Below are 23,980 nucleotides of genomic sequence, written 5' to 3' on the forward strand. Positions count from 1 at the left end.
AATTATGCAGCTTCGGGGGCGAGTGGCCGGAAATTGGCGAAATCCCAATGTCGCCCCGGGGCGGCATCGATAAGCTGACGGGTGTATGCATGAACCGGATTGGTCAGCACCTCGTAGCCGCTGGCATATTCCACAATGCGGCCTTTCTGCATCACGATCACGTCGTCACATATCTGGGCGGCAACGCGCAGATCATGGGTGATGAACAGGATGGAAATACCGAGCCTTTCCTGCAAGCCCGCAAGGAGGTCGAGTACCTGTGCCTGAACCGAAACGTCGAGTGCTGACACTGCCTCGTCGGCCACGAGAACCTTGGGGTTCATGGCCACGGCACGGGCGATCGCGATGCGCTGGCGCTGGCCGCCTGAGAACTGGTGAGGATAGCGGCTCACCGCATCCGGGGGCAGACCGACAATTGCGAGAAGTTCGCGCGCCCGCGTCAGGGCCTCCGCCTTGGGCGTACCGTAATTTATTGGCCCTTCGGTAATACTTTCCCCCACCGTGATGCGCGGGTTGAGTGAGCGATAAGGATCCTGGAACACCATCTGGATATGCCGGCGATACGGCTGCAGGGTACGGCGGGAGAAATCGGCAATTTCCTGTCCGGAAATGCGGATCGAGCCGGAGGTGGGGTCGATCAGCCGCATGATGCAGCGGGCGACGGTCGACTTGCCCGAGCCGCTTTCACCGACGATACCGAGCGTACGGCCCTTCTTCAGTGTGAAGGATACATCCGTCGCTGCCTTTGTTCCGGCCGGGGTTTTGCCGAAAAAGCCTTTCTTGCCATACACCTTCTCAAGTTCCGAGGCGGAGAGCACCACCTCCTCCGAAACAGCCGGGCGCGGCGCGCGTGGTACAAGGCTTGGCACGGAGGAAAGAAGAGCGCGGGTATAGTCCATTTCCGGCGCGCTCAAAATCCTGTCGACGGGACCATTCTCGACCAGGTTGCCACGGTTCATGACATAGACGGTGTCAGCAATCTCCGCCACTACCCCCATGTCGTGGGTGATAAAGAGAACGGCGGTGCCCTGCTTTTCCTGAAGTTCATTGATGAGCTTGAGGATCTGCTTCTGGGTCGTCACATCAAGTGCAGTGGTCGGCTCGTCGGCGATCAGCAGTTTGGGTTTCAGGATCAGTGCCATGGCGATCATGATACGCTGGCGCTGACCGCCCGAGAGCTGGTGGGGATACGCTGCGAAGATGCGCTCGACATCAGGCAGATGCACTTCCCGCATCATGTCAAGAACGGCCATCTTCTGTTCCCTGGCTGAAAGCGTCGTGTGCTCCTGAAGCACCTCGCAAATCTGCCGGCCAACCGTCAGCACCGGATTGAGTGCTGTCATCGGTTCCTGAAAGATCATGGCAATGCTTTTCGAGCGCAGTGCCCGCATGCGACCCGCGTCGGCCTTGAGCAGGTCCTCACCTTCGAACAGGATCGCGCCGCTCACAGGTTCAAGTGAATTTCGCGGCAGGAGCCCCATTGTAGCGAGCGAGGTCACCGATTTGCCTGAACCGCTCTCTCCCACGAGGCAAACTGTTTCGCCGGCGCGAATGGTGACTGAAATGCCGTTGAGGACCGGGGCGCTGTCGTCGTCTCCACTCAGGCGGACGACGAGGTCATCGACGCGCAATACTTCGGACGCGGTAGCGGGATCGAACGCAACAGCCGTCATTTCGTGGCCTCCCTTTTTTTCATGCGCGGATCAAGCAGATCGCGCGCTGTATCGCCGAGAAGGTTGATGGAGAGAATGCAGAGCGAGAGCACCAGGCCTGGCCAGAAGATCAATTGCGGATTGATCTGGAAATAGGCACGTCCCTCGGCCATGATATTTCCCCAGGTCGGGATTTCGGTGGAGACACCCGCCCCTAGGAAAGACAGGATCGCTTCTGTAAGAATGGCCGAGGCGCAGACATAGGTGGCCTGCACGATGAGTGGTGCCAGGGTATTCGGCATCAGATGCCGCCAGAGGATTTTCGGCAGGCCGGAGCCGGCAGCGATCGCGGCTTCGACGTAGGGCTCTTCGCGCGCAGTCAGCACGACCGAGCGAACGAGACGCACGACGCGAGGAATTTCCGGGACGGTAATGGCGAACATCACGGTCCAGATATTAGCCCCGGTCAGCGAAACCACGGCGATGGCGAGCAGCAGGCTCGGAATTGCCATCAGTGCGTCCATGATGCGCATGACCACGGCATCGAGGAGCCGGAAGAAGCCGGAGAGCAGGCCGACCCCAAGTCCGACAGCCACCGAGATGACAGTCGCTCCGATACCAATAAAAAGGGAGATGCGAGCCCCGTACAGGACACGTGACAGCAGATCCCGTCCGTAGGCATCGGAACCGAGCGGGTAGATCTCGCCCGCGGGCTTGAGGCGGGCGGAGGGCGTCATGGCCACGGGGTCGTGCGGAGCAAGCCATGGCGCGAGAACGGCCACGAGAATGATCAGGATGAGGATGGCAAGCGCGATGGCCGGAACGGCGATAACTTGTCCGCGTTTTTTTCTGCTGGCGAAGACGGGCAGCCGCATGGCGGCGCCAAAAAGCGTGGAATTGGCCATCAGTACCGTATCCTCGGATCGAAGAAGGAGTAGGAGAGGTCGATGACGAGATTGACCAGCACATAGATACCGCTTGTCAGCAGGATCATGCCCTGAATGACGGGGTAATCGCGGGCAAGAATGGCATCGACAGTGAGCCGGCCAATACCGGGAATGTTGAATACGCTTTCCGTCACCACCACACCGGAAACAAGCAATGCAAAACCGGTCCCGATTATGGTCAGCACAGGAACTGCGGCATTGCGCAGCGCGTGGCGGAACAGGACGGTGTTTTCCTTCAGCCCTTTGGCGCGGGCGGTTCGCACATAATCCTCGCCCAGTACTTCGAGCACGGAGGCGCGCGTCATGCGGGCGATCAGCGCGATATAAATGGAAGCAAGTGTGAGGGCGGGCAGAATGGCACGTTCCGCAAAAGGACCGACGCCCTTCGTGATGCTCCGGAAGCCCTGCACCGGAAACCATTTGAGATCGATGGCGAAGACCTGGATGAGGATATAGCCGATCACGAAAACCGGGACGGAGAAGCCGACGACCGAAATCGTCATGACGGCATAATCGATCCATGTGCCGTGGCGCCACGCAGCAATGACCCCGAGTGGAACGGCGATCAGCACCGACAGGACGATCGTGACGAGTGCGAGGCTCACAGTCGGTTCGATGTGCTTGCCGATCATCGCGGTAACCGGTGTATTGGAAATCAGCGACACGCCAAGGTCACCCTGGAGAAGCAGCCAGAACCACGAGAGGAACTGCACGACGATCGGTTTGTCGAGGCCGAGGGCGGCGCGAATTTTCTCAAGCTGCTCGGGCGTGGCCATGTCGCCGGCGATGATGGCGGCCGGATCGCCGGGCGTCAGACGCAGCAGGAGGAAAACGAAAACGGCAACCGTGATCATCACCGGAACGGAGGCCAGAATTCGGCGGAACGTATAGGCGAGCATAAGCATCCTCACGTCGGTTGGGCAGGCAGGGAAGCGGCATCTGCAGGATGCCGCCATGTTCCTCCACGGGGCTCAGTCTTCTGTTTTCTCGATGTTCCAGAACACGGGAACCGGTGATTCCAGGAACCCGGAGAGCTGGTTGCGCCACACGGAGGGGTTCTTGTACTGGCCAAGCGGGATGTAGCTGACCTCGTCCATGGCGTGGGCCTGGAGCTCGGCGGCTGCAGTCTTCTGCTCGCCTGGTGTCGCTGCGGCGATGTATTTGGCGCGCAACGCTTCCAGCTTCTCGTCTGTCTGCCAGCCAAAAAACCCCTTGGCGCCGCGACCGTTCAACATCGGGTTGTTAAGCGGCGTCATGATTTCCGGCACAATCCAGTTGGTGAAGAACATGTTCCAGCCACCCTCGGCCACCGGCTTCTGCGAGGCGCGACGAGTGACGAGCGTCTGCCAGTCCATGGGCTGAAGTTCGACGTTGAAGCCCGCAGCCCTCAGTGCAGCCGCGGCCACGACCGGCTGGGCTTTAACGGTCACGACGTCGGTAGGCTGAAGGATGACAACCGGGGTTCCGTCGTACCCGGCCTCCTTGAGGAGTGCCCTGGCGCTTTCCATGTCGCCCGCGCCGGTCAGGGTTTCCGAACCGGCCAGTGCTTCAAGGGGCGTACCGCAGCCGAAGACGGAGCCGCAAATGGTGTAGTAGTCCGGATTGCCGATCAGCGCGTCGAGAACATCCTTCTGGTTCATCGCTTTAAGAGCGGCCTGGCGGACCTTCTTGTTATCAAATGGCGGGTACAGGAAATTCATGCGTCCCATGGTCTGCGAGCCAAGCGTGTTAAGCGTCTTGACGGTCAGTTCGTCATTGCTCTCGACAAGCGGCAGAAGATCAACTGGCGGAGCTTCGATATAGTCGATCTCCCCGGACTGGATAGCATTGATTGCCGTCTGGGCATCGGGCATGCTCAGCCACTCCACACGGTCGACCTTGACCACCTTGCCGCCAGCCAGCCAGCTGGCAGGCTCACTGCGCGGCACGTAATCGGCAAATTTTTCATAGACCGACTTGACGCCCGGCTGGTACTCAGCCGTGACGAACCTGAAGGGCCCGGAACCGATGAATTCGGTAATAGCGGTATCAGCCGGGGTAGCGGCAATGCGCTTCGGCATCATGAACGGTACAACCGAAGAGGGTTTGGCCAGAACTTCAGGCAAAAAGCCGAAGGGTTCTTTCAGCTTGAAAACAAATGTCTTGTCATCCGTGGCCGTCAGGCTTTCGGTCTTGTCGAAGAGGATCTGACCGGAGGTGTCCCGCTTGCCCCAGCGCTGAAGCGAGGTTATGCAGTCTTCCGCTGTCACAGGCGTGCCGTCATGCCATTTCAGACCGTCGCGCAGCGTGAATGTATAGGACAGCTTGTCATCCGAAACGGTGTAGTCAGCCATCTGGGGCTGGGGCTTGAAATCGGCATCAAGCGCCAGCAGCGTGTCATAGATCATGTAGCCATGATTGCGCACGATGTGAGCGGTGGTGATGATCGGATCGAGAATACGCAAGCCCGAATGCGGTACGGCCATCATTGTTGTGGCTGATGCATTCGCTGCAAAGCCCGCAACACAGGCTGAAAGGGCAATGATTGCTGCAACGAGCCGGCTTTTTGCCCGGTTTGCTTTTCTGGTCAACGGAGCTTGCATGATTTCGCTGTTCCCTTTTCTGGTTGGCAGGTGGCGACCGGAAGGCGCGTGCGGTGGCCCGCACGCAAGCGCACGGCACCCGTCTTGTCCGGACCGTTTCTGATAATGTCGCCGCGATCACCTGAAAGTTTGCGCGGCGGAGGGCACGTGTGCCGCCGCAAAAGTACGGCGAAACATACAATCGCCATACCTTCCACAGCTGCGGCAGGTAAACCGCAACGGGACAGGCCGGCCAGGTACAGCCCTGCCGTCACATGGAGGGCATGTGGGCATAGCTGACTATGACGTCATTCCGAATGAAGCATGTTGTGCAAGGCGTTCCCCTTAGGATTATTTTACCGCGATGCGATTGCTATTCTCGACTATCGATTATAGGGTCGTTGAAAGCCTTGTCAACGATCTTGCTGCGTCGCAAAATGAATTTTACCGCACCTTCAGAGGCAGCCGATCACCGGGCCCGCATTGCCGCGCTGGAAAAGGCATTTGCCGTGCTTGAGATGTTCGGGCCGGATACGCCTGAACTGAGAATTGCCGATGTTGCCAGGCGAGGCGCTATGAACCGCTCCAGCGCCCAGCGTCTGGTACATACGCTTGTTAAATCCCGCTGGCTCGAACGCGACGCACTGAGCGGTGTCCTTTCTCTCGGGCACCGGGCGTGTTATCCCGCTCATGTCTATCTTTACAGCAACCAGTTGATTGATCTTGTGATGCCGCTGGTTGTGGAATTGAATGCACGCACCGGCCTCAGTACCGATCTGTGGCTCCTTGACGGGAAAACCGCGGTGACGCTGGCCCGGGTCCCGTCACCTGCCGCATCCCTGGCACTTGCCCCGGTCGGCAGCCGCCTCGCACTTCCGGAGACCGCACCGGGCCGGGCGCTTTTGTCTCTTATGGATGAGGCAACACTCGATACATTTCTGGCAACATGGACAGGCGACGCGGAATCGTTGCGCAAGCGCATAGCCTCTGAGCGCAGCGTGGGGTTTTCCTTTGACAGTACCGGCGAAGGCGGATCCCGCCATGTCATTGCGACCGCTTTCCGCGACGCATCCGGCCAGCCGGTCGCTGCGGTCTCACTTTCCGGTCTTGCGAACAGGGAGGCGACAGGCACGGTAACCGGGCAACTTTGCGAGACAGTCTCACGCATGGGGGAGTTGATGGTGACACGGGCGGTACGCCCGGCCAATCTCGAGCCAAACCCGCGCACGTTGTGGCCACTGGTCGACGACGAGAACGATCCGCTCGCGGTGACCGCAGTTTCCAAAAGCTTGCATCTGTTGCAGTTTTTCCATCCGCAAACGCCGCTGCTCACCCTGACGCAACTTTCACAGCAAACCGGCTTTCCGGTACCGACCGTCCAGCGAATTACAGATACGCTGACAGGCCTGGGCTATTTGAAGAAGGACCAGCCCAAACGCGCTTTCCATGTCTCCGAACGGGCGCTTGATCTTCTTTATCGTTTCCAGATGGGAAACGCGTTGCTCCGGTCGGTATGGCCTCGGCTTATCAGGCTACGGGAGGAATGCGGGCTGCGTTGTTCCTTCTGCATCCTGGACGGCACGGAAATCATCCACCTGCTGCATGTTCAAAGCCGACCGCAACCGGCTTTCAGAACCGCCTATCCCGGCAGACGCCTTCCGGCCGTATCATCCTCCGGTGGTCGGGCGATCCTGTCATGGCTGCCACCGGAAGAGATTGACGGAGTTCTTTCGGAAAGCCCCATCCAGCCCGGTACGCCCTTTACCGTTACGAACAAGGACGAAATCCGGAAGGAGATTCTGGAAGCGAGCGTTCGAGGTGTGGCTTTCACGGATCGCCAGTCGATCCGCGACGAGGTGAATGTTGCCGCCGCGGTACCAGGACCAAACGGTCGTCCGGCAGGCGCCATCGTCGTATCCGCTCCTGTGCACAGCTGGTCTGTCGAGCGGCTTGAGCGTGAAGTTGTGCCCTTGCTGGTGTCCCACGCCCGCGGCGGATAAGATCGTCTCGGGCGATGCATCACGTCGGGAAAATGACCGCACGCGGTCGCGCAGGCTCCGAAACCGCTTTCGCGCCGCAGGGCCGTTCGTGTGCAGTTTGCGAGCGCCCGTCTGCCGGCGTGAACCTTGCGCAAACCCGCTGCGAGGATGACTGCTTCAACCGAAAACAGAGGAGCCGGCAGGGCGGCAGCTGTGATTGCCGATTTGTCTCTGACTGACCGGGGTAACTGAAAGGCCATCAACGTCGTCACGGCCATCGCCCAGGCTACAGAAATCCCGGAAGCATGAACCCGGGGCGACCTCAAATGAAGGGCGAAGCGGGCAAGGTATCGGCGACAGGGAATCCATAGGAATTGACTACCGCACTGGCAGCATGACTGCGCTGCGGCGGTCGTTACCTTATGCTCGACTGGAACGGCCCGTTACCGAAGTCTGGCCCCGGGGCGGCTTGCTTGTGTGATGCCAGAAACCTCAGTGCACATGGTTTCCGGATGACGTCTCAGGAAAAATTCTCGAGCACTGCCATAAATGTATGCCGGTCACCCTGTCCCTCGGTCAGGCGCACACGGCCCTCGATGTCGGCGAGGTGATGGTCCATCAGGGCTTGTGCCTTTGCCAAATCCTTTGCCTTGAGCGCCGACACGATCAGGCGGTGGTGGTCCGCACCGCAATCGTCGCGCTTCTCTTCCCCGTAGAGTGCCATGACAAGCGAGAGGCGTGCGACGATCTTGGTCAGCACCTCTGTGAGCACTGCATTGCCGCCGAGATCGGCGAGCACGATATGGAACTTGCCAGCCAGCGTGGTCTTCGACTTCTCGTCGCCGTGATGATGGATCTGCTCTTCCTCATCCGTCAGGTTCTTGAGGGCATCGAGCTGTTCGGCCGAAGCGCGCTCCATGACGAGTTCGAGGATCGCATGTTCCAGCTTGCGGCGGGACTCGAACAGGGCGCGGGCCTCCTCTATACCGGGCTCTGCGACGAAGGTCCCGCGGTTCTTCTTTCGCTCCAGCAGATGGTCGCTCTCAAGCACGCCGAGAGCACCACGCACGACGGTGCGACTGACGCCGAAGTGGTCGGCTATCGCGTCCTCGAGTATCTTGGTGCCAGGCTTCAGCGCGCCTTCGCCAATAGCATTGGCGAGTGTGGTGCGGATGCGCTCGGACACGTCATCATTGACGTTCTCGACCACTTCGACGAAGTTGCTGGCTTTAGGTGCGGCCTTGGGGAGTTGACGGCGTGCCCTTTTCATCTGCTGCTCCAGAATGGCAATATAATTTTCTTCGTGATAATATTGCTGCGTATATGCTCTTCCGGACAGGAAGCCAAGCTTTGACGCATATTTGAAGGCGAGACCGGCCTGTTTCTTGCCGATCCCGCCCGCGCTTGCTCAGGCCGCCCGTCGTTTCACAACCGGAGTAAACAGCGAAATTCCGTTGTCCTTGCATATGGTTTCAATGTGGTGTGCGGAAGTCTTTATGAAGGTCACGGCCTCATCGAAGCCATAGGCCTGCTCCTTATAGGCCGGATAACCGTAATGGCTTGCCTCATAGGCTTCCCAGTCCGGAATCTCCCCGGAAGAGACGCGCTTTTCGAAGATGCTGACCATGGAAAGATAGGCTTCCAGTTCCTCCGCATTCAGATCCGGATGGCCGGCGCGCCAGGCCGGATCGTCGATCTCGATGCACTGGCGGGGGTTGGCCTTGCGCGGCTTGTCCTCGACGGACGCCGCCACCTCCAGAGAAAGGTTCAGCTCAGGATTGGCCTTGGCGAGTATCGGGATGATCGTCGCGAAATCCACGATGCCGCGACCGACGGGGCGGGTCTGGAAGTCGAGGCCACCGGTCGCGCGGGCGACATAGGCGTCCTTGATATGGGTCTGGCGAACGTAAGGGGCTACACGCTTTGCTGCATAAACAGGATGTTCGCCGCGCTGCAGGCCGTTGGCGGTGTCGAAGACGACGCCCATGCAGTCCTCACCGACTTTTTCGATCAGCCGCAGGATTTCGAAGGAGGTGATCTCGTCATGGGTTTCCATGTTGAGATGAACGCCGTTGGCGCGGGCAACAGGGGCCAGTTTCATCAGCACCTTTTCCGTTGCAAGCAGTTGCTCATCCCAGGTGACGTCGGTGCGGAAACGATCGTTGGCGAGGCGGCCACGATATTCGGACTTGAAGTTGCCGGGCGACACCCAGAGCTCGCGGCAATCGATCGCAGCACTTGCCTCGATCATCCGGGTAAAGCCCAGGATGACGTCGCCATCACCGATGGCACGGAATTCCGGGGCTTCGGCGCTGCAATAGGGATTGATCTTGCCAACACCCGCTTCGAGATAAAGCCCGAGTTCATCCGCCCTGGCGCGAATGTCAGCCAGTTCGCCGGTATCGAGTGTCTCGCTCATATCGAGAACGGTGCTGAAAAAAATGCCGGCGAGGCCGAGTTCCCTGACGTGGTCGAGACTTTTCAGCGGGCCGCGTTTCCTGGCTTCCGGCAATTTCTGTCCGTCTATACCCAGTCTCATGATCTGCTCCTTAATGTTTCCTGATCGGATGCGCTGCAAAGGCGTTTCCGTTTTGGTTGGTGGATGGATGGGGAGGCGTCAGGCGCGTCGCGGACTGTCCTTCTGCGCGCCTGTATCGCGGCCTCTGGGCGCAAGACGTTCTTCAAGGAAATGCTGTGCGAGTGAAGCGATAGTGGTGATAATGAGATACCAGAGGGAGGCGACGCAGAGCATTTCGATGACAAGGAAGTTGCGGGCATAGATTGCCTGCGCCTGGGTCAGCAGGTCCTGCATGCCGATAACGGAGACGATGGCGCTTGCCTTCAGCATACCGATCGCCTGGTTGCCTGTCGGCGGCACGATCAGCCGGATGGCCTGTGGCAGGACCACCGTGCGCAATGTCTGGAGGGGACGTAAGCCCAGCGAGGAGGCGGCTTCCCGCTGGCCGCGATCGACGGCGGTGAGACCGCTACGGATGATTTCGCTCATATTGGCCGCCTCATGCAGCCCGAGCGCCAGAAACCCTGCGAGCGCCGGCGTGACGAGTTCGTTGATGGAGATGGACCAAGAGCCTATCCCGACTTCCGGAATGAAGAGGGCAATGTTGAACCAGAAGAAGATCTGGACGATCAGCGGCACGCCGCGGAACCACCAGACGAAGGCGACTGCGATCGCCTTCAGGACGATGTTCTGGCTGGTTGCCATAATGGCGACGATGCAGCCGAAGGCGATGCCGAAGACCATGGCGCCGGCGGTCAGTTCCAAAGTCAGGATAACACCGCCGAGGATGACCGGATCGATCATGTAGCGGGGGATTTCTCCCCACTGGACGCTCTGGTTTCTGGCGATAATCGTGATGACCAGAACAAGCGCGAGGATCGCGCAGGTACCGGTCGTAATCTGCCCCCACCGTATCGGCTTGCCGAGCGGAGGTGCGATGGCCATGCTGGCGGGTTGAGCAAACAGTGACATGGCTCAGTCCACCGGCATCGAGGCAGCGTCGTTGAACCTGACGGTCTTTACGGCGAGCGGGCCAAGGCCCCATTTTTCCATGATCGCCTGATAGGCGCCGCTATCGACCATGTGTTGCAATGAGGCGATAACAGCATCGCGCAGTTCCGGGTTATCCTTGGAGACCAGCATGCCGAGGTAACCGACGGCGAGGCGGACATCCGGAAGCGCCTGCAGGCCAACGCCCTTGCCGGTCTGCTTTTCGGTCGTGTAGACGCTCGTCGCGTAGCCGTTGACGGTTGCGTCGGCGCGGCCCGTGCGCACGGCTTGCAGGACGTCAGGCATTTTCGGGATAGACATGATATCGACAGGTGCCGTCGTGCACTTTGACGATGCGGCAACGACCAGCCTGTTCTGGAAGGTGCCGACAGGCACCGCAACCTTCTTGCCGCAGAGGTCTTCCATGCTCCTGATACCGAGCGGATTACCCTTGATCGTCATAATGGTCGTTGCATCATACATGTAGTCGATCACGTCGACCTGTTTTTCCAGTTCCACGTCATCATTGATACCGGAGAGCGTCATGTCGAAACGCCTGGAAAGCACAGCCGGAACGATGGCCGCACCGGCGCCGACATTGGTCATTTGCACATCGACGCCGAGAATGACTCCGAGGGCTGCAGCAATGTCTGCATCGATGCCGATGAGTTTTCCGGCCTCGTCCTGGAAGCTGATTGGTGGCGTCAGGTCCGTCGCAACCTTGATGACTTTCCTGTCCCTGATCGCAGCGGGCAGGCTGTCGGCCAGCTTCTGACTGAAGGCGATACCCGGAAGCCTGGCCACATCGGCATCCGGCACCATCTTCACAGGCGTGCCTTCCGCGGCCTGTGTCATTGATGCGAGCAGTGCGAACGCGAGGCCGGTCAGGCCGACTTTGAGACTGTTTCTGAAGCTGTGCATGCGGAACCCCTTTTCATATTTCTTTCGTCGTGAATTTTCAGGGTGGTTCGATGCAATCGCCATGCCACGTCAGGCTCTTCGTGCGCATCCCCTTGTTTTTCATGCGTTATTTTCCATGTCAAATTTCCAAAATGTTTCGAACATACTTTCGCATACAGTTTCGAATAAAAATCGATGAAAAAATAGCCTGCGGACTCCAGTCGCGTCGATTCCGTTGGTGACGAGCTGTTAAGGCCCTGCGCTTGCTGGTTATTTTCCGAATTTTCGAGTTCCGGGCTTGCGCCATAAACGCGTAGCAGAGCCGTAAAACCGCTGATTTATCCGCTGACCCGCCAATATCCCTGCACAGCAAATCATCACCGGTTCCAAAACATGCACATTTTATAGATTATTATTTTCTTACTATTGTTTGTAATTATCTTTATGCGAATTTATGTACGACACAAAAAATTACGTAAATTCATACAGTTGATATTTTTTCCACAGCCGCAATAGCCCAACTGGCATGCGACTTGCAATTCCTTTGGCATGACACAGGGCGAACTCAAAATTGCCGATCGATTACATCTCCGCCTGCCGGCGAGGGCAAAGCTCCCGTCAGATCTGGCCCAACCCAAGGAAAGTTTCATGCCGCAGATCTCGAATGCAGCAGAAAGCAAACAGCTCAGCGTTCGCGGCCTGACCCATAGTTATGGCGGGCAGAATGCGATCAGCGATATCTCTTTCGAGATAGAAGCCGGTGAGATCGTTGCGCTACTGGGCCCGAGCGGCTGCGGCAAATCCACGGTGCTGCGCGCCATCGCAGGGCTGATCCAGCCGAAAAGCGGCGTGATCCAGCTCGGTGGCGAGGACCTTGCCAATGTTTCGGCCCGTGCGCGGGGGATCGGTATGGTCTTCCAGAACTATGCACTGTTTCCACACCTGACGGTAGCCGAGAACATCGCCTATCCCCTGGCCTGCCAGAAGGTCGGGCGCTCCGAGCGGCACGAACGGGTCGAGGAAATGCTGTCGCTCGTGCAGTTGAAAGGATTTGGCCACCGGCTGCCGCGTGAGCTTTCCGGTGGTCAGCAGCAGCGCGTGGCGGTGGCCCGTGCCATTGCCGGACGGCCTTCGCTTCTGCTTCTCGACGAACCGTTCGGTGCCCTGGACCGTGCCCTGCGTTTCGACCTGCAGGTCGAGCTTCTCCATCTGCAGAAGACGCTTGGCATCACCACGCTGATCGTCACGCATGACCAGGAGGAGGCGCAGAGCCTCGCTGGACGCCTGGCGCTGATGAACAAAGGCAATGTCGAGCAGATTGATACGCCGATGGCCGTTTATGACCGGCCGAGGACTCTCTTCGTCAATACCTTCATCGGTCAGGCCAATGTGTTGCATGGAACGGTGGACCGCGTGGAGACGGAAGCAACCACTATCTCGCTGGCGAATGGCAGGGTCCTCGTTCTCCCGCGTCGTCTGAATTTCACCACCGGCTCCAGGGTCACGATCACCTTCCGCCCCGAAGATGTGCGTCTCTCCGCCACGCCGAGCGCATCTGCCCTGCCGGCACGACTGACCGTGTCAGTGCCGCTTGGGCCTACCCTAGTCCATGATCTCCTTCTCGAAGACGGGACAAACCTTCGTTCCTCGGAGGTGCGCGGGCCTTCGACCTTCATCCCCGAGCCGGGAGCACAGCTCTTTGCCGAGATCGACACCATGAGGTGTCACGCCTTTCCGAGCGAACCGGAAGCATTCCGTGAATAACAACAACAGAGGTGAACAGATGCAGGACTTCAACATCACACGACGCCATTTCGGACTGCTTGCCGCCGGTGCGGCTGCAGCCGCAACCGTTCCTTTCGCTGCCCGCGCGGCCGGTGGCACTGCTGTTGCCGCCACCTTCCCGGGCAATTGGGAGGACGGCTATCGCACAGTGCTGACACCACTCGTGAAGGAGGCCGGCTTCGATCTGACTGTCGCTCCGGCGATGGCGCAGGACCAGCTCGCCAAGGTCATGGCAAGCCCCGGCAACCCGCCTTACGACACACTTCTGATGTCGCCGGGTCAGATGGCCATCGCCGTCGAGAACGATCTTATCCAGAAGATCGACCCGTCGAAGCTCAAAAACTGGGGAATGCTCGATCCGGCCTTCCAGGGTGAGTATGGCCCAACCGTCACGGTCGAGGTCAACGGAATTGCCTATAATCCCGATCTCGTCCCGGCGCCGAAGGGCTACCGCGATCTCTTTGAAAACCCAGCTTACAAAGGGCTTGTATCGTGGACCGGCTTCGCCTCCAACACGGGCGTGATGGCGTATACCGAGATCGCCAAGATTTACGGCTCGGGTCCAACCGACATGGATGCCGTCTTCAAGCTGTTCAAGGAACACCCGGAGCATATCAAGGGCGTGGTGGCCAGCACGAACCACCAGATGACGCTGTTCCAGCAGGGTGAGATAGCAGTCTTCATGTGCTCGACGGGCAATGTCGCGAAGTTGAAGGCCATGGGGCTGAAGGCCGAATTCGTCCAGCCGGAAACGGGTTCGCCCGCAGCGCCAGTCAATATTCATCTGACCAAGGGCGCCAAGAACGTCGACGCGGCCTATGCCTATATGGATGCCGCAATTTCGAAGGCTGCGCAGGACAAGCTGAAGATGCCGCCGCAGGAAATGTTCCCGACGAACAGGCAGGTCGAGCTGACGCCGGGCATCGAGGCCTATGTGAAGCGCGAGCAGCTTGCCTCTCTCGTCTATCCGGACTGGGCTGCCATCAACAAGAACCGGCAGGAATGGATCCGCCAGTTCGACGCCCTCGTCGCCGGTTGAGGTAGCACCATGAAAGCGAGCGGCTTCCCCTACGTTATCCCGATGCTTCTGCTGTCGGTGGCGTTCTTCGCGACGCCGCTCGCCGTCCTTGTCGGGTTCAGCTTCATTGGACCCGACGGCCTGTCCCTGCACAATTACGCGCGCTTTCTTGGCGATGCGTTCAACTATCGCGTTCTCGTCAACACCGCCAAGCTCGGGGTACAGACCATCGTCACCACGACGCTGCTAGGTGTGCCGATCGCGCTGTTCTACTGGCACAGCGGCAAGACCGCACGCCAGATCATCATTTTCCTGACGCTGATCCCGATGTTGACCAGCAATGTGGTTCGGACTTTCGCCTGGATCGTCATTCTCGGGCGGCAGGGACCGATCAGCGAGACATTCGTGGCGCTTGGACTGGCCGAGCGTCCCTTCACACTCATGTCGACGGAACTCGGCCTGGTGATGGCCATGTGCCAGATCGACCTCCCGCTGATCATCCTTCCGCTGGTGGCGATCCTGTCGCGCATCCCCGTAACCTATACCGAGGCTGCGCAGGTTTCGGGCGCCGGGCCGTGGCGCATCCTGGCCACGGTCCTGTTGCCGATGATGCTGCCTGGACTTCTGGCGGGCTGGATTCTCGTCTTTGCCAGCACCAGTGCTTCCTTTGTCACCCAGGCGGTGATTGGCGGCGCGCGCAACGTCTATGTGCCGCAATTGATCTATCGAGAGGTCGGCACGCTGTTCGACTGGCCGATGGCCTCTGCCATCGCCGTCGTGCTCCTCATGTCGACCGGTTTTCTTCTCGTCGGCATGACCATGATTTCCCGTCACCGGAGGCTTGTCGGCCATGCGTAGAAAATCCGAAAACCCGGTCCCCGCCATTCTCTACAAGGCATTCGTCTTCGGTTTTGGCGGCCTGAGCCTGATCTATCTTGTGGCCCCGATCGTCATCGCGATCACTATGTCGTTCACGCCCGGGCAGACGCTCAAATACCCACCGGAGGGCTTCTCGCTGCGCTGGTATGAGGCGCTACTCGATCCTATCCGCTCCGGGACGGAGCATATTGCCGCCGGAAACTCGCTGAAGATCGCAGGCCTTGCCGTTCTCGGCTCGCTTCTCTTCGCCGTGCCCGCCACGATCGGCATGGCACGGCTGCAGCGTCGGTCTGTCAACACGATCGAGCCGTTGCTTCTCGCCCCGCTGGTCTTGCCGAGCCTCGTTTATGGCCTGGCGGCGCTGATCGTCGCCAATTTCGTTGGCTTGCAGCCTTCGCTCTGGCTGACGGTCGTCGGCCATGTGGTGGTCTTCGGGCCTTTGATGTACCGCGCCGCTTCGGTCGTCGCGCAGGGTATCAATCCCTCGCTGGCAGAAGCTTCGACAGTGATGGGAGCCACGTGGTTCACCACGCTCAGGCGCGTGATCCTGCCCTTGCTGACACCCGGCATTCTCGCCGGCGCATTTCTCGTCTTCATCCAGTCCCTCGACAATGTTTCCGTCTCGCTTTTCCTTGCCGATGCACAGACGACAGTGCTGCCGCTCAGGATGTTTGCGCTGATCGAGGAGTCGCTCGACGTGCGCGTTGCGGCAATGTCCGGCCTGCTGATCGGCCTGACACTGGTGGTGATGCTGGTGGCAAGGCGGGTGCTGGCGCCTGCGCGACAGGCCTGACGAACAACAACAATATTGGAAGGAATAGCCCATGAATATGACCGCCAACAGAACAGGAGCCTATCGGATCGGCTCGCTGCTCGCCGACTTTCAGCCGGATTTCGATTTCGCAGCGCCCTTGCCCCTTCCGGTCGAGGAATTCGAGGATCGTCTGCGGCGTATCCGCCGCCAGGCGGTGGAGGCCGGACATGACGCCCTGATTGTCCACACGGGTGGTGTGGGCTGGTTTCACACGTCGAACCACTATCTGCGTTATATTTGCGACTGGATGCGAGAGGGCGTGTTGATCATCCCGACGGATGTCGACAAACCGATGGTGCTTTTGTCCTTCTTTACCCAGTCCGTGCTTTTGCCACCGGGTGGCGAACCCGTTCTGGTGGAGGACATCTGGCAGATTGGCCCGATCGGGCGGGAATATGCCGATCGTCCGGGCGACAGCGTCGTCAAGACCGCCGAAAAATGTGCCGAACTGCTGGCAGGCATGGGGCTGTCGAAGGCGCAGATCGGCCGCATCGGCGACCGAACCTCGCTGACCTTCTGGGCAGCACTAGATGAACTGATGTCGAAGGTGAAGTTCGTTGCCGACAACGCCATTCTCGATCGCATGCAGAAAATCCGCTCACCGCGCGAAATCGAGATGTTTCGCGCTGCCGCCCAACTTGTCAGCATTGCCACGCAGGCGGCCTATCATGTGGCAAAACCCGGCATAACCGACCATGAAATCTACGCCGCCTTTACCCAGGCGCAGCTTTCTTTCGGCGGCGAGACCGGCGATGGCTACCAGATCGGCATCAACGAGTTCGGTACCCATTGCGGCAAGCCTTACGGCCATGTCGTCCGGTCGGGCGACCTGATCAATCTCTATGTCTCCAACGTCACCTATCGGGGCTACACGGCTCAGACTGCAAGGATGATCGCCGTTGGCGAGACCACCAAGCGCCAGGAAGAGGTGCTCGCCGCCTGTACCGAAGGTGTCAAGCGTGCGGAAAAGCTGATCCGCCCCGGTGCCCTGATGCGCGACGTGAACAACGCGGCCTTCGAGCCCATGATCGAGCGCGGCATGCTGGCGTCGCCGGAAGCCCGGACCATGCCTTACAACTGGGCACCGATGGATGATGGGAGCGCGAGGCTTATCCCGCGCCAATATGTCAAGAACATCGACTGGGAGGCGCAGGGCCGCACGCTCATGCATGTCTATCCGGCGACACATGGCCCGCATAACCCCAATCTCGGCCATTCGGTCGGCATGGCCGGCGGCCAGAACAGCTTTAACATATCCTCTCACAACTACGATCGGATGGAGGAGGGCATGGTCTTCGTGCTCCACACACAGTGGCTTGAGCCACTATCTGCCGGCTGCAATGTCGGTGACATGTATGTCGTGACCAAGGACGGGTTCGAAAACCTGTCGCGCCACACTCCGCTTGAAACCCACCGCATTGCTGCCGAGGCCTGAGATGACCGATACGACCCGAGCTCACACCCATTTCGATTTCTCCAGGCTCACCGAGCGCGAGCGCTACAAGATCCTGATCGGCACCGTTATCCCGCGCCCGATCGCGCTTGTAACAACCGTAGACAGAGACGGTCGCCCCAATGCCGGGCCGTTCAGCTTCTTCAATGTGCTGACCCATGATCCGGCAATCGTTGCGATCGGCGTGGAAAATTACGCCGACATGCGCTTCAAGGATACGGCCCGCAACATCCGCGAGACCGGTGAATTCACCGTGCATATCTGCGACAACGCACTCGTGGACCAGATGGAGATCTGCGCCATCAAATTTGGTCCTGGCATCAACGAGATGGAAGAGGCGGGTCTCGAAACCGTGCCGGGCGAGATGGTGTGCAGCCCACGCATTCTCGCAGCACCCGCAGCACTTGAGTGCCGTCGCCACACCACGTTGCAGGTAGGTCCCGCCCGCGAGATCATCCTCGGCGAAGTCGTAGGCGTCTTCGTGCGCAGCGACGCCGTCAACACATCCAACCTGCATATCGACCAGCAAATGATGGACGCCGTTGGCCGCATGGGTGGCCATACCTATGCCCGTACACGCGACCAGTTTGATATCAAGACGCTGACGCCGCAGGAATGGGAAAGCCGTAAACGAAGCGAAAGGACGGCTGCGGAATAGAGGAGGATCCTCGTTGGCGGGGCAAGGCCTTAGCGTAGGCAATACACGCGAGCGGCGCAGCTGGAAGATCGGCTGTTCGAAAGTCATGCGACGACCGCTTACGGCTATTCCACGCGACCAGGCTTTGCCCAGCGTCTGAAATGGGGCCCCAGAAGGAACCCGCTGCGCGGGAGGGCGTCTGCGGCTGAGGTAGGGGACGCGAGCTGGAGTTTGCACCTCGATTGAACGTCGCCCGGCAAGGGCAGAGCATGACGAGCTTCTTCAACGAAGGAGCCTGATCATGCAGTACCCCGATCTCCACACGCCTATCAGCCCGCTGCGCCGGCGGTTGATTGACGATATGAACAGGCGGCGTTTTTCACGCGAAACGCAGCGCAACTATTTCCGCGACATCGGACGCCTGGCGACCTTTCTCGGGCGATCAGCAAACACGGCGACTGTCGACGACCTGCGCTGGTTCCAGATCCAGCGGCAGGAGGATGGCGTTCCCGTACCGACGATGAACAGCATCGTACCAGCGCTACGCTTCTTCTTCACCCAGACCCTCGACCGCCCGGACCTGGCGCGCAGGCTCGTCCGGCCGGCGCATCCGCGTAACCTGCCAGTGGTGCTGAGCCGCGACGAGGTTGCCCGGTTACTCAATGCCACCACCGGCCTCAAGCATTAGGCTGCATTGTCGGTCGCCTATGGCGCCGGCCTGCGTGTTGCGGAGGTCTTCATGCTGAAGATCCCCGACGTCGACAGCGAGCGGATGCTGCCGCGCATCGAGCGTGGCAAGGGCGGGTGCTATCGCAACGCCATGCTTTCTGAGGACCTCCTCACCTTGCTACATGAGTGGTGGAAAGTGGGGCGACAGCAGGGTGTGATGCATCGCGACGGCTGGTTATTCCGAGGCCGACACGCGGTGAAGTCGATCGGCACGCGACAGCTCTATCGGGTTAGCGAGATCTCGAAGGCAGTTGTGTAGGCAGACATGAGGGCGTAAAGCAGCTTCAACCCTTAGGAGGAACCTCCGGGGAAACGGGCGGCCCCACAATGTGCAGGGCCGGTTTGCCTCAGACTTACTGCACCTCCATAATGTCCAAGACCTATGGTCGCCTCAGTGCCAGTGCTAAACAGCCGACGCTCTCGTCGCTCTCCAAGCCCCCGGCGTCACTCCGACAACGCGCCGGAACATTCGCGTAAGGTGACTTTCATCGGCAAATCCACACGCAAGAGCAACCTCCGACAGTTTATGGCCCCATAGCAGACTTTCCTTGGCGCGCTCGATACGTCGTCTGAGGAGCCATTCATAGGGTGCAACGCCAGTAGAGCGCTTGAAACCATGCGCGAACTGGCTCGTGCGAAGACCGCATAGTTGGGCAAGTTCCGCAAGCCCGATGCCGCCGACGAGACTGGTCTCTATGACATCCTTGGCCAACCGCTCCTGCCAGGTGCTGAGTCCCCCGACGATCGGGCGGCGAATGGTGAGATTACCGTAGTGGGCGCAAAGATAGATACCAAGGCTCCACATGTAATGATCGGCCATCAGGGAATCCATGGTTTCGGGGGCATCGAAGAACGGATAAATCCTGAGGGCAAGGCGTCGAAGGACCGGATCGTCGGTCATATGATAAAGGCTGTTACCAAGATAGGTAACATGTGGCACTTCCAGGTCGTCGGCAATTTCCCGCATGAAACTACGCTGCAGGATGACTTCTTGCGTATGCCGCGGCGTTGTAAAATCGATATGGGCAAGTTCCGAAACATAGAGAAAGTGGGTCTGGCCCTTCCGGTTGGGATGAGAGTAGTAGCGCCCGTCGAGGAATACCTCGCTCCTCTCGTCATTGAAGTGGACACCGATGCTGTAGGCACCCTCCCAAGTCGGGAAATCTGGATTAGTTTCGGTTGGTTTGAACCCGTAATTTACATCAGCAGCGATCAAACTAGAACAGGAGAGGCCGCGAACCGACAATTTTAGCTCGGTCCTGTGTGGCAGACCGACGGGGACGGTTGCGACTTCCACAAGCTTCACGTTCAAGGTCATAGTAGCGTTCCGCGTCAAACAAGATGGCAAAGCGCAAAATATCACGACTGCTGAATTGTCAATTGAACGATTCTGCAGTGGTGGGCCGCCGCAGCATAGACAACGGCGACCCGAGAAAGCAATCAGCCGCTCTTTTTGCTGTTGGCGGCCTCCTCTATGATCTTGGCGACTGCTTTCGGATTGGACACATAAATCGCATGGCTGCCAGGGATCTCGACGGTCTTGGCGCTGGCCCGCTTGGCCATCCCGCGCTGGGCATCTGGCGGGATCATCTTGTCATCGGTAGCGACAAGATACCAGCTCGGCTTTGCTTTCCACGCGGGCGAGGTAACCGGGCCCTCGAGAGCGCCGACGCCCCATGGAACCTGAGAGGACGCCATGAAGGTAGCGAGGTCGGGACGCACATCGGCCGCAAATGATTGCGCGAACTTTGACTTGTCGAGAAACAGGAATCCGTCGACGGGCGGAAGGATCGGTGGCGCAGCGGCTCCGGGGACCGGGTTCGCGATCAGGGTGGAGACGGATTCACCTGCGTCTGGCGCGAAAGCAGCAATGTAGACGAGCGACTTTACTTTTGGATCGGTCCCGGCCTCGGAGATGACGACGCCACCGTAGGAATGGCCAACAAGGACCACGTCGCCGGTCGCCGCTGCGATGGCGCGTTTCGTGACAGCGACGTCATCTTCCAAGGTGACCGTCGGGTTCTGCACGATGGTGACATCGTAACCGTCACTCTTGAGGATGTCGTAAACACCCTCCCATCCCGAACCATCGACGAAGCCGCCGTGGACAAGAACGATGGACTTCGGTGTGCTATCGGCTGCCATTGCTGCTGGTGCTCCCATGGTTGCGGCAAGCATCACACCCGACGCAAGCAAGTTGAAAAAACTGGACATTGGATGGCTCCCTCATGTGTCCTTGGCGAACTGTTCGCCAACACACGATGACTAATCCGGCTTGCACGCTTTCAGGGTGAACGATCCTGCAGCGCCGCAGGATCGTTCAATGTTCCGATCCCATAGCTTAGCAGCACCTGACATTGGCCGTTTGGCAAAACTTGTTGGCAGGACAGCGAGAGTGCCGGATCGGTGCTCCGGCTACTCAGTTGGTGATCGCAGGAGCAGCGGCCTGCTCACGGATAGAAGGAGCCGGAAATGAAGGACGTGTTGCCTGCTTCTGCTCACTTTCCTCTGTCAGATCATCTGGATCGAAGTAGACTAGATCCATATCCGATACCCCATGTTCCGGACTAAACGCAAAACGCGCATTCCAGATCGTCTACGCAAGGCAGCCCGCAACCAGCCAACAGTCAGGTAGATTCAGGTGCTCCCATGCATTCCAGACAGTGCGAATGGCCGGGTTCTCAAAAACGGAAGCTTCAAATCGGGTTTTATCAGCAGTATCCATAATGCTTCCTCAATTTTCCGCGTTTGACTGTAGCCAGAGTGGTAGGACAGCGGAACAAAATTCGTCTGCATTGGGTCGACGGCCGACTTGGCGCAGAAGCGCCAAAACCTGCCATTGAGCATTATACGGCACAACACGATAAAGGCGGCTCTTAGTGATGGAGGGAACCGCATGACATATCAGCCGCGAGTATACTTAACGGGCGCGTCCTGCTCAGGCGTTTCCACACTTGGCAGTGTGCTGTCCGAACGCTTCGGCGTTCCACAACTGGATGTCGACGACTTCTACTGGATGCCGACTGATCCCCCGTACAGCATAAAGCGTCCACCTGAAGAACGTGTCTGCTTGATCAAGGACCGACAAAGCGAAACCGAAGGCTGGATCCTGACGGGGTCCTTCATCGGCTGGGGCGATCCTCTGATCCAGAAAGTTGATCTGATCGTATTTCTTCAAACACCTACGATCATTCGGCTCCAACGTCTTGACCGGCGCGAGACCGCCCGGCACGGCGCGCGCATTTTGCCGGGCGGAGACATGCACGAGGCGCATCAGGCGTTCCGGAATTGGGCCTCGTGCTACGATGACCCCTTGTTCACGGGACGCAATCTGGCACAGCATGAGAGTTGGTTGAGCAATCAATCCGCCCCAGTTCTTCGTCTTCAAGGCCAGCAATCCACTGCGGAACTGATGCACCGTGTGGCGGAAGAACTTTTACGTCTTTCACCCTATGGAGCCTGATCGGCAGGATGTTGCCAATGCCCGGCAACGCCCACGGCCGTCATGGCCGCAGAAGCGCCAGAAGCTGACCTATCGCTCGGCAGCAGCGCGTTAATACCGGTCATCGACAACGCACAACTTGCGCAGTGATCTGTTGCCTGAATGACTGAAGCACAAGGATTGATCATGGTTTCTGTAAATTTCCGGCAGGCCTTTGCAACTGACCATGCGTCCATTACCGACCTCCACGTTCGTGTAAGTAGTGAGGCCTATGCTGGCATACTCCCCCGGGAGTATCTGGCGAATGTGATACCTGGAGAGAAGGCCAAGCTCTGGCGAAGACGCCTTGCTCCTTCTGTCGACGCCGAGAGGCTGGTGATCACTTTAGCCGAGGTCCACTCTGGTCTGGCCGGTTTTGCATGTTTCGTCCTTGATGAGGAGACGGATTTTGGCACCTACCTGCACAACCTTTATGCAGACCGGTCTTTTCAGGGAAAAAGGCTCGGCCCGAGGCGCCTCATCGAAAGCATCAGTCGTTTTTCAGAAGAACGCCGGGAAAAGCCAGTTCACCTCCTGACGATCCGCGAGAACTACCCAGCGCGCGGTTTTTATGATCGCCTTAATGGTCATGTAGTCGAGCAGAAGCAGAATGTAATGAGTCGCTATCCGGACGTCACTTTCGTCAGCTATCAGTGGCCGCCTGCGCGAGCGATGGCTGCAAACGCTTCAAACCTTGGCATCCCTCTAAGGGAAGAAAACTGTCGTTGAATGTCGCTCTTTCCTCACCGCTAAGAACCCTAGTGACTAGCACCCGGCCCCTATGCCAGAGGGGAATGGAGAAGAATGTCGCGTCTGATTTGGTAATGTGGGTCGGCCGCCGTCATGACGCCGAAGCGCCAAAAACAGACGTTTCACAAGGAGAGAGCCACTGGCCCTTCCATAAGAATTGTTGGAAGTGTAATGCTTGGCCCCATCACCAGATTGATAACGCTAATCCGCCGTAGTCCAAGGCGCTGGTAGAATGTTTCAGCATTCAATGCCGCAAACACCTGGAACCGGACCACTCCGCGATCAGTAGCATCGGTGACGCACTGATTGTAGATTAGACGACCAATACCCTGCCGAGCTTGATCCGGGTCAGATGCGAAGTGTCGCAGATGAGCGACGCCGGGTTTGACCTCGCCGGTCCCTGGTCTTTCAGGCGTCCATCCCCCACAGCCGACAAGACGACCATTATCTTCAACCACATAATAGGTTTCAGAAGCTAGAAGGGTTGGGTTCGACTTCGTCATTAATGGAAGGGCTAAGGCAAGAACAGCAGTGTTATAAGATGCCGCCATCAATGTCGGGTAAGCCCTTTCCAAAAGAGTTGTTACAGCTGTGGCGTCGCTCAACTTTGCAATTCGCAGCTGCATTCTTCCATCTCCAATCTCGCGCACTATCATCACTCATTGATACAAAACGTCTCTTTGCCGCCATGTCGCTTGGATGTCAGCAATCTCTAATGACACACCTGAAGCTGATGGTCGGGCTTCCACCACATCACGGTCACTTGCAAAGGCGGCCCTGACATTCAGCTTCGGGCCGAGAGGCGTCTGCCGCTCAGCGCCAAAACCGGATATCGTTCGCAACCGCCAAAATGCACGGCGACGATCGAGGCAAGTCTCTTCGGTTCA

Annotated in this window: 23 protein-coding genes; 11 read left to right on the forward strand and 12 right to left on the reverse strand. The window is 58.6% G+C overall.

The window, feature by feature from the left end:
• Positions 1-2: 2 nt before the first annotated feature.
• The 4 genes from ACQZ5K_RS25285 to ACQZ5K_RS25300 all read right to left on the reverse strand — a co-directional run bounded on the left by ACQZ5K_RS25285 (position 3) and on the right by ACQZ5K_RS25300 (position 5,181).
• A complete protein-coding gene (locus ACQZ5K_RS25285) occupies positions 3-1,673 on the reverse strand; it encodes an ABC transporter ATP-binding protein (protein ID WP_448741814.1) in 1,671 nt (556 codons plus the stop codon).
• Entirely contained in the window at positions 1,670-2,527 is an 858-nt protein-coding gene (locus ACQZ5K_RS25290) for an ABC transporter permease (RefSeq protein WP_448741840.1), read from the reverse strand. Before ACQZ5K_RS25290 ends, ACQZ5K_RS25285 begins: the two co-directional genes overlap by 4 nt.
• Before the next feature lie 29 nt (positions 2,528-2,556).
• Positions 2,557-3,498 (reverse strand): ABC transporter permease, encoded by a 942-nt coding sequence (locus tag ACQZ5K_RS25295; RefSeq protein ID WP_448741815.1) that lies wholly within the window; start codon positions 3,496-3,498, stop codon positions 2,557-2,559.
• A 72-nt stretch (positions 3,499-3,570) separates the two neighbouring features.
• Positions 3,571-5,181 carry an ABC transporter substrate-binding protein gene (locus ACQZ5K_RS25300; protein ID WP_448741816.1) on the reverse strand — a complete coding sequence of 537 codons (1,611 nt, stop codon included), beginning with the start codon at positions 5,179-5,181 and terminating at the stop codon, positions 3,571-3,573.
• 380 nt (positions 5,182-5,561) lie between these two features.
• On the opposite strand from ACQZ5K_RS25300, the gene ACQZ5K_RS25305 reads away from it, so the two are divergent.
• The gene (locus ACQZ5K_RS25305) at positions 5,562-7,160 is read left to right on the forward strand and encodes an IclR family transcriptional regulator (protein ID WP_448741817.1); all 1,599 of its coding nucleotides are present in this window, start codon (positions 5,562-5,564) and stop codon (positions 7,158-7,160) included.
• Positions 7,161-7,659: 499 nt separating this feature from the next.
• On the opposite strand, the gene ACQZ5K_RS25310 is transcribed toward ACQZ5K_RS25305, so the two are convergent.
• The 4 genes from ACQZ5K_RS25310 to ACQZ5K_RS25325 form a co-directional block, all read right to left on the reverse strand.
• A complete protein-coding gene (locus ACQZ5K_RS25310) occupies positions 7,660-8,409 on the reverse strand; it encodes a GntR family transcriptional regulator (RefSeq protein WP_448741818.1) in 750 nt (249 codons plus the stop codon).
• 138 nt (positions 8,410-8,547) lie between these two features.
• Positions 8,548-9,678 carry a sugar phosphate isomerase/epimerase family protein gene (locus tag ACQZ5K_RS25315; RefSeq protein WP_448741819.1) on the reverse strand — a complete coding sequence of 377 codons (1,131 nt, stop codon included), beginning with the start codon at positions 9,676-9,678 and terminating at the stop codon, positions 8,548-8,550.
• Between the two features lie 78 nt (positions 9,679-9,756).
• Complete coding sequence (locus ACQZ5K_RS25320) at positions 9,757-10,629, reverse strand: amino acid ABC transporter permease (RefSeq protein WP_448741820.1); 873 nt, start codon at positions 10,627-10,629, stop codon at positions 9,757-9,759.
• A gap of 3 nt (positions 10,630-10,632) precedes the next feature.
• A complete protein-coding gene (locus ACQZ5K_RS25325) occupies positions 10,633-11,568 on the reverse strand; it encodes an ABC transporter substrate-binding protein (protein ID WP_448741821.1) in 936 nt (311 codons plus the stop codon).
• A 528-nt stretch (positions 11,569-12,096) separates the two neighbouring features.
• Between ACQZ5K_RS25325 and ACQZ5K_RS25330 the strand changes: the two genes are divergently transcribed.
• From ACQZ5K_RS25330 to ACQZ5K_RS25365, 8 genes are all read left to right on the forward strand, one after another.
• Positions 12,097-13,311 (forward strand): ABC transporter ATP-binding protein, encoded by a 1,215-nt coding sequence (locus ACQZ5K_RS25330; RefSeq protein ID WP_448741822.1) that lies wholly within the window; start codon positions 12,097-12,099, stop codon positions 13,309-13,311.
• 19 nt (positions 13,312-13,330) lie between these two features.
• Complete coding sequence (locus tag ACQZ5K_RS25335; protein WP_448741841.1) at positions 13,331-14,371, forward strand: extracellular solute-binding protein; 1,041 nt, start codon at positions 13,331-13,333, stop codon at positions 14,369-14,371.
• Positions 14,372-14,380: 9 nt separating this feature from the next.
• On the forward strand, positions 14,381-15,208 hold the full coding sequence (locus ACQZ5K_RS25340; RefSeq protein WP_448741823.1) for an ABC transporter permease: 828 nt from the start codon (positions 14,381-14,383) through the stop codon (positions 15,206-15,208).
• A complete protein-coding gene (locus ACQZ5K_RS25345; RefSeq protein WP_448741824.1) occupies positions 15,201-16,022 on the forward strand; it encodes an ABC transporter permease in 822 nt (273 codons plus the stop codon). Before ACQZ5K_RS25340 ends, ACQZ5K_RS25345 begins: the two co-directional genes overlap by 8 nt.
• 31 nt (positions 16,023-16,053) lie before the next feature.
• Entirely contained in the window at positions 16,054-17,478 is a 1,425-nt protein-coding gene (locus ACQZ5K_RS25350; RefSeq protein WP_448741825.1) for a M24 family metallopeptidase, read from the forward strand.
• Between the two features lies 1 nt (position 17,479).
• Complete coding sequence (locus ACQZ5K_RS25355; RefSeq protein WP_448741826.1) at positions 17,480-18,154, forward strand: flavin reductase family protein; 675 nt, start codon at positions 17,480-17,482, stop codon at positions 18,152-18,154.
• 280 nt (positions 18,155-18,434) lie between these two features.
• Entirely contained in the window at positions 18,435-18,821 is a 387-nt protein-coding gene (locus ACQZ5K_RS25360) for a phage integrase N-terminal SAM-like domain-containing protein (RefSeq protein WP_448741827.1), read from the forward strand.
• 6 nt (positions 18,822-18,827) lie between these two features.
• Positions 18,828-19,121: a tyrosine-type recombinase/integrase gene (locus tag ACQZ5K_RS25365; protein WP_448741828.1), complete on the forward strand. Its 294-nt coding sequence runs from the start codon at positions 18,828-18,830 to the stop codon at positions 19,119-19,121.
• A 144-nt stretch (positions 19,122-19,265) separates the two neighbouring features.
• Here ACQZ5K_RS25365 and ACQZ5K_RS25370 read toward each other — a convergent pair whose 3' ends face one another.
• The 3 genes from ACQZ5K_RS25370 to ACQZ5K_RS25380 form a co-directional block, all read right to left on the reverse strand.
• Positions 19,266-20,180: a helix-turn-helix domain-containing protein gene (locus tag ACQZ5K_RS25370; protein WP_448741829.1), complete on the reverse strand. Its 915-nt coding sequence runs from the start codon at positions 20,178-20,180 to the stop codon at positions 19,266-19,268.
• A gap of 122 nt (positions 20,181-20,302) precedes the next feature.
• Positions 20,303-21,025, reverse strand: coding sequence for an alpha/beta fold hydrolase (locus ACQZ5K_RS25375; RefSeq protein WP_448741842.1), 723 nt, complete (start codon positions 21,023-21,025; stop codon positions 20,303-20,305).
• A 256-nt stretch (positions 21,026-21,281) separates the two neighbouring features.
• Positions 21,282-21,455: a nucleotidyltransferase family protein gene (locus ACQZ5K_RS25380; RefSeq protein ID WP_448741843.1), complete on the reverse strand. Its 174-nt coding sequence runs from the start codon at positions 21,453-21,455 to the stop codon at positions 21,282-21,284.
• 303 nt (positions 21,456-21,758) lie between these two features.
• Here ACQZ5K_RS25380 and ACQZ5K_RS25385 point away from each other — a divergent pair, with 303 nt between their 5' ends.
• Positions 21,759-22,325 carry an ATP-binding protein gene (locus tag ACQZ5K_RS25385; protein ID WP_448741830.1) on the forward strand — a complete coding sequence of 189 codons (567 nt, stop codon included), beginning with the start codon at positions 21,759-21,761 and terminating at the stop codon, positions 22,323-22,325.
• Positions 22,326-22,466: 141 nt separating this feature from the next.
• The gene (locus ACQZ5K_RS25390) at positions 22,467-23,072 is read left to right on the forward strand and encodes a GNAT family N-acetyltransferase (protein ID WP_448741831.1); all 606 of its coding nucleotides are present in this window, start codon (positions 22,467-22,469) and stop codon (positions 23,070-23,072) included.
• A gap of 143 nt (positions 23,073-23,215) precedes the next feature.
• Here ACQZ5K_RS25390 and ACQZ5K_RS25395 read toward each other — a convergent pair whose 3' ends face one another.
• Positions 23,216-23,719, reverse strand: coding sequence for a GNAT family N-acetyltransferase (locus ACQZ5K_RS25395; RefSeq protein ID WP_448741832.1), 504 nt, complete (start codon positions 23,717-23,719; stop codon positions 23,216-23,218).
• Between the last annotated feature and the right edge of the window lie 261 nt (positions 23,720-23,980).

The sequence above is a fragment of the Agrobacterium sp. 22-226-1 genome, from assembly GCF_053522345.1.

Coding starts and splice junctions, on each gene's coding strand:
- ACQZ5K_RS25285 (WP_448741814.1), bottom strand. CDS start 1,673: ATGACGGCTGTTGCGTTCGATCCCGCTACCGCGTCCGAAGTATTGCGC.
- ACQZ5K_RS25290 (WP_448741840.1), bottom strand. CDS start 2,527: ATGCGGCTGCCCGTCTTCGCCAGCAGAAAAAAACGCGGACAAGTTATC.
- ACQZ5K_RS25295 (WP_448741815.1), bottom strand. CDS start 3,498: ATGCTCGCCTATACGTTCCGCCGAATTCTGGCCTCCGTTCCGGTGATG.
- ACQZ5K_RS25300 (WP_448741816.1), bottom strand. CDS start 5,181: ATGCAAGCTCCGTTGACCAGAAAAGCAAACCGGGCAAAAAGCCGGCTC.
- ACQZ5K_RS25310 (WP_448741818.1), bottom strand. CDS start 8,409: ATGAAAAGGGCACGCCGTCAACTCCCCAAGGCCGCACCTAAAGCCAGC.
- ACQZ5K_RS25315 (WP_448741819.1), bottom strand. CDS start 9,678: ATGAGACTGGGTATAGACGGACAGAAATTGCCGGAAGCCAGGAAACGC.
- ACQZ5K_RS25320 (WP_448741820.1), bottom strand. CDS start 10,629: ATGTCACTGTTTGCTCAACCCGCCAGCATGGCCATCGCACCTCCGCTC.
- ACQZ5K_RS25325 (WP_448741821.1), bottom strand. CDS start 11,568: ATGCACAGCTTCAGAAACAGTCTCAAAGTCGGCCTGACCGGCCTCGCG.
- ACQZ5K_RS25330 (WP_448741822.1), top strand. CDS start 12,097: ATGACACAGGGCGAACTCAAAATTGCCGATCGATTACATCTCCGCCTG.
- ACQZ5K_RS25335 (WP_448741841.1), top strand. CDS start 13,331: ATGCAGGACTTCAACATCACACGACGCCATTTCGGACTGCTTGCCGCC.
- ACQZ5K_RS25340 (WP_448741823.1), top strand. CDS start 14,381: ATGAAAGCGAGCGGCTTCCCCTACGTTATCCCGATGCTTCTGCTGTCG.
- ACQZ5K_RS25345 (WP_448741824.1), top strand. CDS start 15,201: ATGCGTAGAAAATCCGAAAACCCGGTCCCCGCCATTCTCTACAAGGCA.
- ACQZ5K_RS25350 (WP_448741825.1), top strand. CDS start 16,054: ATGAATATGACCGCCAACAGAACAGGAGCCTATCGGATCGGCTCGCTG.
- ACQZ5K_RS25355 (WP_448741826.1), top strand. CDS start 17,480: ATGACCGATACGACCCGAGCTCACACCCATTTCGATTTCTCCAGGCTC.
- ACQZ5K_RS25360 (WP_448741827.1), top strand. CDS start 18,435: ATGCAGTACCCCGATCTCCACACGCCTATCAGCCCGCTGCGCCGGCGG.
- ACQZ5K_RS25370 (WP_448741829.1), bottom strand. CDS start 20,180: ATGACCTTGAACGTGAAGCTTGTGGAAGTCGCAACCGTCCCCGTCGGT.
- ACQZ5K_RS25375 (WP_448741842.1), bottom strand. CDS start 21,025: ATGGGAGCACCAGCAGCAATGGCAGCCGATAGCACACCGAAGTCCATC.
- ACQZ5K_RS25385 (WP_448741830.1), top strand. CDS start 21,759: ATGACATATCAGCCGCGAGTATACTTAACGGGCGCGTCCTGCTCAGGC.
- ACQZ5K_RS25390 (WP_448741831.1), top strand. CDS start 22,467: ATGACTGAAGCACAAGGATTGATCATGGTTTCTGTAAATTTCCGGCAG.
- ACQZ5K_RS25395 (WP_448741832.1), bottom strand. CDS start 23,719: ATGCAGCTGCGAATTGCAAAGTTGAGCGACGCCACAGCTGTAACAACT.